Source organism: Rahnella perminowiae (assembly GCF_019049755.1).
Classification (GTDB): domain Bacteria; phylum Pseudomonadota; class Gammaproteobacteria; order Enterobacterales; family Enterobacteriaceae; genus Rahnella; species Rahnella perminowiae.
This window is the reverse complement of sequence record NZ_JAFMOS010000408.1, coordinates 1-8011: the sequence shown is the minus strand read 5'-3', so window position 1 is coordinate 8011 and position 8011 is coordinate 1. Positions and strand designations below refer to the sequence as shown.

At 55.5% G+C, this 8011-nt stretch carries 10 protein-coding genes; all 10 read left to right on the top strand.

Annotation, left to right across the window (positions count from 1 at the left end):
- Window positions 1-327: 327 nt before the first annotated feature.
- From phnF to J1785_RS05835, 10 genes are read left to right on the top strand one after another with little or no spacing between them, the layout of a single operon-like run.
- Window positions 328-1053 carry a phosphonate metabolism transcriptional regulator PhnF gene (phnF, locus tag J1785_RS05880; RefSeq protein ID WP_217219014.1) on the top strand — a complete coding sequence of 242 codons (726 nt, stop codon included), beginning with the start codon at window positions 328-330 and terminating at the stop codon, window positions 1051-1053.
- Complete coding sequence (gene phnG, locus J1785_RS05875; RefSeq protein WP_129954385.1) at window positions 1054-1497, top strand: phosphonate C-P lyase system protein PhnG; 444 nt, start codon at window positions 1054-1056, stop codon at window positions 1495-1497.
- Between the two features lie 3 nt (window positions 1498-1500).
- Window positions 1501-2082, top strand: coding sequence for a phosphonate C-P lyase system protein PhnH (phnH, locus tag J1785_RS05870; protein ID WP_217219013.1), 582 nt, complete (start codon window positions 1501-1503; stop codon window positions 2080-2082).
- On the top strand, window positions 2082-3164 hold the full coding sequence (locus J1785_RS05865) for a carbon-phosphorus lyase complex subunit (protein WP_217219012.1): 1083 nt from the start codon (window positions 2082-2084) through the stop codon (window positions 3162-3164). Before phnH ends, J1785_RS05865 begins: the two co-directional genes overlap by 1 nt.
- A complete protein-coding gene (locus tag J1785_RS05860; protein ID WP_217219011.1) occupies window positions 3154-4029 on the top strand; it encodes an alpha-D-ribose 1-methylphosphonate 5-phosphate C-P-lyase PhnJ in 876 nt (291 codons plus the stop codon). Before J1785_RS05865 ends, J1785_RS05860 begins: the two co-directional genes overlap by 11 nt.
- Complete coding sequence (gene phnK, locus J1785_RS05855; protein ID WP_129954377.1) at window positions 4029-4820, top strand: phosphonate C-P lyase system protein PhnK; 792 nt, start codon at window positions 4029-4031, stop codon at window positions 4818-4820. Before J1785_RS05860 ends, phnK begins: the two co-directional genes overlap by 1 nt.
- Before the next feature lie 28 nt (window positions 4821-4848).
- Window positions 4849-5556, top strand: coding sequence for a phosphonate C-P lyase system protein PhnL (gene phnL / locus J1785_RS05850; protein ID WP_217219010.1), 708 nt, complete (start codon window positions 4849-4851; stop codon window positions 5554-5556).
- Window positions 5553-6689, top strand: coding sequence for an alpha-D-ribose 1-methylphosphonate 5-triphosphate diphosphatase (phnM, locus tag J1785_RS05845; RefSeq protein WP_217219009.1), 1137 nt, complete (start codon window positions 5553-5555; stop codon window positions 6687-6689). The genes phnL and phnM overlap by 4 nt, the downstream gene beginning before the upstream one ends.
- A gap of 25 nt (window positions 6690-6714) precedes the next feature.
- On the top strand, window positions 6715-7290 hold the full coding sequence (phnN, locus tag J1785_RS05840) for a ribose 1,5-bisphosphokinase (protein WP_217219008.1): 576 nt from the start codon (window positions 6715-6717) through the stop codon (window positions 7288-7290).
- An 8-nt stretch (window positions 7291-7298) separates the two neighbouring features.
- A complete protein-coding gene (locus J1785_RS05835) occupies window positions 7299-7937 on the top strand; it encodes an LbetaH domain-containing protein (RefSeq protein ID WP_217219007.1) in 639 nt (212 codons plus the stop codon).
- Window positions 7938-8011 lie beyond the last annotated feature (74 nt).

The window sequence follows — 8011 nt, the reverse complement described above, 5'->3', positions numbered from 1 at the left end:
GAATAATTTACATTTGGAGAAAAGATAAAATCTAATAGAATCAAAGGAGAGTAAGCATTTAGTAAAAACTATCCTAAGGTAAATGTTAATAAATCGCGTTTCAAAAAGTTCCCTCAATTTTGAACTTTTTTCCCCTTATTCCATCTTTCACATCACTGCAACCAGAACTTCACCCAACTGTCACTTAACTTCTCCAACATGATGCCAACACCGAACTGAGGATTGCATCATGTCTCCTTTATTTCGTTTCCGAAAAATTCTCCGGCGAATGCACATTACCGCAGCGCTCTCCTTTGCCTGTTTCTCCCGTGCGAGGTATTCATTGTGATGAACTTATCTAGACATCCGACCAGTCACACGACTGTCTATCAACAAATTGCCGCTGAGCTGGAACAGGAACTGCGTAACGGTTACCGCTGTGGCGATTATTTGCCACCGGAACAACAGCTTGCCGAACGTTTTCAGGTAAATCGTCATACGCTGCGCCGTGCGGTGGATGAGCTGGTGGATCGCGGCTGGCTGCAACGCCGCCAGGGAATTGGCACGCTGGTCCTGATGCGCCCTTATGATTATCCGCTGCATTCACAGGCACGGTTCAGTCAGAACCTGTTGGATCAAGGCAGTCACCCGACCAGCGAACGACTGCTGGCGGTGCTGCGTCCGGCGACCGACCACGTTGCGGCGGCACTGTCCCGTCAGGAAGGCGATACGGTGATCCATCTGCGTACGTTACGCCGCGTTAACGGCGTGCCGGTCTGCTTAATTGACCACTATTTACCGGACCTGGACTGGTGGCCTGCGCTGCAAAATTTCCACAGCGGCTCGCTGCATGATTTTATTCGCGAGGAAATTAAGCAAAAACTCACCCGCCGTACCACCCGCATTAATGCCCGCCGCGCACTGGCTAAAGAGAGCAAATTACTTGAAATCGTACCCCAGGCACCGCTGCTGTGTGTCCGCACCCTGAATATCTGTGAAAGCAACGCGTCCGTGGCGGAATACTCCGTCAGCCTGACACGTGCCGACATGATTGAACTGACAATGGAGCACTGAATGGATCACTTGCAAACCCGCCAGCGCTGGATGTCAGTGCTGGCTCACAGCCGGCCTGATGAGCTGCTCGCACACTGGCAACCGCTGAATTTATCGCCGCAATTTGAGCGACTCCGTGCAGCTGAAACCGGCCTGACTCAGCTTCAGGGCCGGATGGGGGGTACCGGTAAACGTTTCGTGATGGGCGACATGACCATTACCCGCGCGGTTATCCGCACCGATAACGGCATCTATGGCTACAGCTATGTTGCCGGTCGCAATAAAGCCCACGCCGAACTGTGCGCCATCATTGATGCATTACTGCAAATACAGGGCATGGACGAACTGCTGCATAAACGCGTGATAGCACCGCTGGCCGCACTGCAACAGGAACGCCGCCAGCAACGTGCCCGCGAAGTGGCTTCCAGCCGCGTCGATTTCTTTACTCTGGTTCGTGGAGAATAACTCATGTCACTTGTTGCCAGTTTTCAGCATCCGGTCGCCGATGCGCAGTACAGTTTTCGCCGTATTCTCAAAGGATTAAGCGAGCCAGGCATCAGCGTACAACTGCCTGCCATGCCCGGTTTCGGCGCACTGGGATCCGCCAGTGCCTGTGTGCTGCTGACGCTTATCGATCAGGACACACCGCTATGGCTGAGTGCATCGCTTAACGATGAAATCCTGCGTAAAAACCTGCGTTTTCATACCGGCGCCGTACTGACCAATGACCCATCCGCTGTCAGTTTTGCGCTGGCTGATCCTGCGCTGGACAGCGCAACCCTGCTGGCTTTCCCGTGCGGCGATGAAATGTCGCCGGAGCTGGCGACCAGCGTGATTGTTCAGCTCGAAAGCCTGACCGGTGGCACGCCGCTGCGCCTGCGCGGGCCGGGGATTGAAAACAGCCGGACTATTTCTCCACAGTTGCCTGATTGCGTGCGCGATTATCTGCTGAACCGTCCTCACCGTTTCCCGCTGGGTCTGGACTTTATGTTCACCTGCGGCGAAGAACTGATTGCCATACCGCGCACCACGCGCGTGGAGGTCTGCTGATGTATGTAGCCGTTAAAGGGGGTGAGAAGGCGATTGCCGCCGCCCATCAGTTGCTGGCGCACGAGCGCCGTGGCAACACGAATGTGAATGAAATCGGCTGTGATCAGATCGAACAACAATTAGGTCTGGCAGTCGATCGCGTCATGAGCGAGGGCGGGATTTATGACCGCGAACTGGCAGCACTGGCCATTAAACAGTCCGGCGGGGATCTGGTTGAAGCCATTTTCCTGCTACGCGCTTACCGCACGACATTACCCCGTCTGGCCACCAGCGAGCCGCTGAATACCCAATCGATGCGTATTGAACGGCGTATTTCCGCCATCTATAAAGACTTACCCGGCGGTCAGGTGCTCGGTCCCACTTACGATTACACCCACCGTCTGCTCGACTTTGCGCTGCTGGCCGAAGGCGAAGCGCCGTTCACGCCAGTGGCAGATGAACCGCAGCCGGCAAACTGCGGCCATGTGTTTGATTTACTCACGCAACAACAGCTGGCGATTCAGGAAGAAGATGACGGCAGCGAACCGGAAGATATCACCCGCACGCCGCCTGTCTATCCGGCATCCCGCGCCGCGCGCCTGCAGCAACTTGTCCGCGGCGATGAAGGATTTTTGCTGTCACTGAGCTATTCCACGCAGCGCGGTTACGGGCGAACGCATCCTTTCGCCGGTGAAATCCGCACCGGCTGGCTGACGGTCGAAATCGTGCCGGAAGAGCTGGGCTTTGCGATTGATATCGGCGAAATCCTGCTGACCGAATGCGAGATGGTGAACGGTTTTGTCGCACCGGAAGACAAGCCCCCGCACTTTACCCGCGGTTACGGACTGGTGTTTGGTCGCGCTGAACGCAAGGCGATGTCGATGTCGCTGGTCGATCGCGCACTGCAAACCCGTGAATACAACGAACAGATCAGCAGTCCGGCGCAGGATGAAGAATTTGTGTTATCCCATGCCGATAACGTCGAAGCCGCCGGTTTTGTCTCGCACCTCAAGCTGCCGCATTACGTCGATTTCCAGGCCGAACTGGAGTTGTTAAAACGACTGCGCGCCGCAAAACAACAGGACTCCGCCCATGAACAATAATGCCGCCCAAACGATCACCGGCTACAACCACGGTTATCTCGACGAGCAGACCAAACGTATGATCCGCCGTGGCATCCTGAAAGCGGTGGCGATCCCCGGTTATCAGGTGCCGTTCGCCGGTCGCGAAATGCCGATGCCTTACGGATGGGGCACCGGCGGGATCCAGCTGACTGCCAGCGTGATTGGCGAAAACGACGTGCTGAAGGTTATCGATCAGGGCGCTGACGACACCACCAATGCCGTGTCGATCCGTAAATTCTTCCAGCGCGTCGCAGGGGTGAAAACCACCGTAAAAACCGTGGAAGCCAGCCTGATCCAGACCCGGCACCGCATTCCGGAAACACCGTTGCAGGAAGATCAGATCCTGATCTTTCAGGTGCCGATCCCGGAGCCGCTGCGTTTTATCGAACCCCGTGAAACCGAAACCCGCAAAATGCACGCGCTGGAAGAATATGGCGTGATGCAGGTGAAGCTGTATGAAGACATCGCACGCTTCGGCCATATCGCCACCACCTACGCCTATCCGGTGAAAGTGAATGATCGTTACGTGATGGATCCGTCGCCGATCCCGAAATTTGATAACCCGAAAATGAACATGATGCCTGCATTGCAGCTGTTCGGCGCCGGGCGTGAAAAACGCATTTACGCCCTGCCACCGTTCACCAAAGTAGAAAGTCTGGACTTTGACGATCATCCGTTTACCGCTCAGCGATGGGATGAGCCCTGCGCCCTCTGCGGCTCGCACCACAGTTATCTCGATGAAGTGGTGCTCGACGATCAGGGCAACCGCATGTTCGTGTGCTCCGACACCGATTTTTGCGCTCAGCAGGTTGAACAACAGGCTTCAAACGAGGGTAACCACTGATGAACACTCCCTTAAATCTTACCGCCGGGCCGCTGTTGTCGGTGAATAATCTGACTCATCTTTATGCGCCGGGCAAAGGCTTTTGCGATGTGTCGTTCAATCTGTATCCCGGCGAAGTGCTGGGCATTGTCGGCGAATCCGGTTCCGGCAAAACCACACTGTTGCAGTCGATTTCTGCCCGTCTTGCACCGCAGCAAGGCAACGTGATTTACAACAACGGGCAGGTTCCTGCGCAATCGTTGTATGACATGCCCGAAAGTGACCGCCGCCGTCTGCTACGCACCGACTGGGGCGTGGTGCATCAACATCCGATGGACGGCCTGCGTCGCCAGGTTTCAGCCGGGGGAAATATCGGCGAGCGTCTGATGGCTGTCGGTGAGCGCCATTACGGCAATATCCGCAAGAAGGCCGGTCAGTGGCTGGAAGATGTCGAAATCCCGGTTTCACGTATTGATGACCTGCCGACCACGTTTTCCGGCGGAATGCAGCAACGTCTGCAAATCGCCCGCAATCTGGTGACGCATCCCCGTCTGGTGTTTATGGATGAACCAACCGGTGGCCTGGATGTGTCCGTTCAGGCACGTCTGCTGGATTTACTGCGCACGCTGGTGGTGGAAATGCAGCTGGCAGTAGTGATTGTCACCCACGATCTTGGCGTTGCCCGCCTGCTTGCGCACCGTTTGCTGGTGATGAAACAAGGTCAGGTGGTGGAAAGTGGTTTAACCGACCGCGTGCTCGACGATCCGCATCATCCCTATACACAGCTGCTTGTTTCTTCCGTGCTGTCCTGAATCTACTTCCAGAGAAAGAGTGACCAAAATGACGACGAAGCTCAGGGTCGAAAATCTCAGTAAAACTTTCGTGCTGCATAACCAGAACAGTGCCCGATTACCGGTGTTCAGTCATGCCAGTCTGACGGTCAATGCCGGGGAATGTGTGGTGCTGCATGGCCAGTCCGGTAGCGGAAAATCCACCCTTTTGCGCTCCTTATACGGCAACTATTTGCCGGACAGCGGCACCATCTGGGTGGAGCATCAGGGTCAGCAAATCGACATCGTCAGCGCCGAAGCGCGCGAGATTCTGGCGGTTCGCCGTCATATCGTCGGCTGGGTCAGCCAGTTTTTGCGGGTTATTCCGCGTATCAGCGCGCTGAATCTGGTGATGCAGCCGCTGCTCGAACTGGGTGTAGATAAAGCGCAGAGTGAATCACGCGCCAGCGCATTGCTGCACCATCTGAACGTGCCGGAACGCCTGTGGCATCTTGCGCCTTCAACGTTTTCCGGTGGCGAACAACAGCGCGTGAATATCGCCCGTGGTTTTGTGGTCGATTATCCGGTGCTGTTGCTCGATGAACCTACCGCCTCACTGGATGCGGTTAACCGCGCCGCCGTGGTTACGCTGATTGAGCAGGCCAAAGCACGCGGTGCGGCGGTCGTCGGGATTTTCCATGACGAGGATGTGCGCCAACGTGTTGCCGACCGTTTGTATGAAATGAGCCCCGAAACCGCGCCGGAGATGTCCGTATGATCATCAATAACGTCAGACTGGTACTCGACGATCAGGTTGTTGAAGGATCGCTTGAGATGAAAAACGGCGTGATCAGCGCCTTCGCAGACAGCTGCAGTCAGTTGCCGCAGGCGCTGGATGCACAGGGCGGCTGGTTGCTGCCGGGTTTAATCGAGCTGCACACCGACAATCTGGATAAATTTTTCACGCCGCGCCCGAAAGTTGACTGGCCGGCGCATTCGGCTATGAGCAGTCATGATGCCCTGATGGTCGCCAGCGGCATCACCACGGTGCTGGACGCCGTCGCTGTCGGTGATGTGCGCGACGGCGGGCATCGTCTGGATAATCTGCAAAAGATGATCGACGCTATCATCAACAGCCAGAATGCCGGATTAAACCGCGCCGAACACCGGTTGCATCTGCGCTGCGAACTGCCGCATGAAACCACCTTGCCGTTGTTCGAAAAGCTGATGGATACGTCAATACTGTCACTGGTTTCGCTGATGGACCATTCACCGGGCCAGCGCCAGTTCGCCACGCCGCAGAAATACCGTGAGTATTATCAGGGCAAGTACCACCTTAACGACCAGCAGATGGACGACTATCAGGAAGAGCAAATCGCCCTCTCGCGCCGCTGGGCACAGCCAAACCGTGAAGCCATTGCCGCGCACTGCCGGGCACGCAATATTTCACTGGCCAGCCACGACGACGCGACGGCCGCGCATGTTGAAGAATCGCTGGCACTCGGCAGCGTGATTGCCGAATTCCCGACCACTGAAGAGGCCGCACGCGCCTCGCACGCCAACGGTTTGCAGGTGCTGATGGGTGCGCCAAATATTGTGCGCGGCGGGTCCCATTCCGGCAATGTCCCGGCGCATCATCTGGCCTCGCTCGGTCTGCTGGATATTCTCTCTTCTGATTACTATCCCGCCAGCCTGCTCGATGCTGTTTTTCGCATTGCCGGTGATGAAAATAACGCTTTCAACCTGCCGCAGGCGGTGAAACTGGTAACACGTAATCCGGCCAATGCCCTGGGCCTGAAAGATCGCGGTGAAATAGCCGAAGGCAAGCGCGCGGATCTGGTGCTGGCACGCGCGCATGGCGATCATCATTACGTGCAAAACGTCTGGCGTCAGGGCATTCAGGTGTTCTGAGGGGATGAGAGTCTAAGGAGATGAAATGAGTCGTTTACTCTATCTGATGGGCGCTTCTGGCTCGGGAAAAGACAGTTTGCTGGATGCCCTGCGTCAACATTTACCGGACAATGTCACGGTGGCGCATCGTTATATTACGCGCCCCGCAGACGCCGGTTCGGAAAATCATATTGCATTGAGCGAAGCTGAATTTATACAACGCCGTCAGCAGGGATTGTTCGCGCTGGAATGGGTCGCACACCAGTGCCGGTATGGCGTGGGCATTGAGATCGACCATTGGATGCAGTTGGGCTGTCATGTAGTGATGAACGGCTCGCGTGCTCATCTGGAACAAGCCCGTCAGCGTTACGGCCAGCGCCTGCTCCCGGTGTGTTTGCAGGTATCGGATCCTGTGCTGGCCTCACGACTTTCGCAGCGCGGACGTGAGGATGTGGCGCAAATTGCCCGCCGTCTGCAACGTGCCAGAGAATATGCCAGCACGCTGCCCGCAGAGTGCCATCTGCTGAACAACGACGGTGCATTGCAGGACACCTTACAGCATCTGCTGGCGATCCTTTCTCTGCCGGTCAGTACGCCTGTTTATCCCGTAACGTCACAATGAAGGATCCTATGACAGACATCATTTCTCCCTTTTCGCTGGCTGATGAACAGGATTATGCCCGACCTAAAATTGGTCAGCAGGTCGAGCTGAACGGATCGCAGCTCGGACAATATGTACATATTGCCGATAATGCGATTATTGAAGAAACGCAGATCGGCGATTACTCCTATACCGCCGGAAATAATCAGATCTTCTACGCAACGATCGGCAAATTTGTATCGATCGCCACCTATGTACGGATCAATCCTGGTAACCATCCGACTTATCAGCGCGTGGCTCAGCACCATTTTACCTACCGCAGTTCAGCATACGGGCTGGGTGAGGACGATCAGGCATTTTTCGACTGGCGACGTGAACATCACGTCACCGTGGGTAATGATGTATGGATTGGTCATAACGCGGTGCTGATGCCCGGCGTGAAAGTCGGTAATGGCGCGGTCATTGGTACGTCAGCCGTCGTGACCAAAGACGTCGAGCCATACTCCATCGTCGCAGGCGTGGCGGCTAAAAAGATCGGCATGCGGTTTGACGACAGTATGATCGGACGGATCGAGAAAAGTCAGTGGTGGAACTGGGATCATGAAACACTGAAAGAAAGGATGCCGGACTTCAGAGATCTGGCTGTGTTTGCGGAAAAATATCTGTAGAGAAGGTGGGGAGCGGGCTCAGGGTTTGACAGGCAGAAAATTCGCATTTTTTGCCTGTCAGCTTATCACAGGGA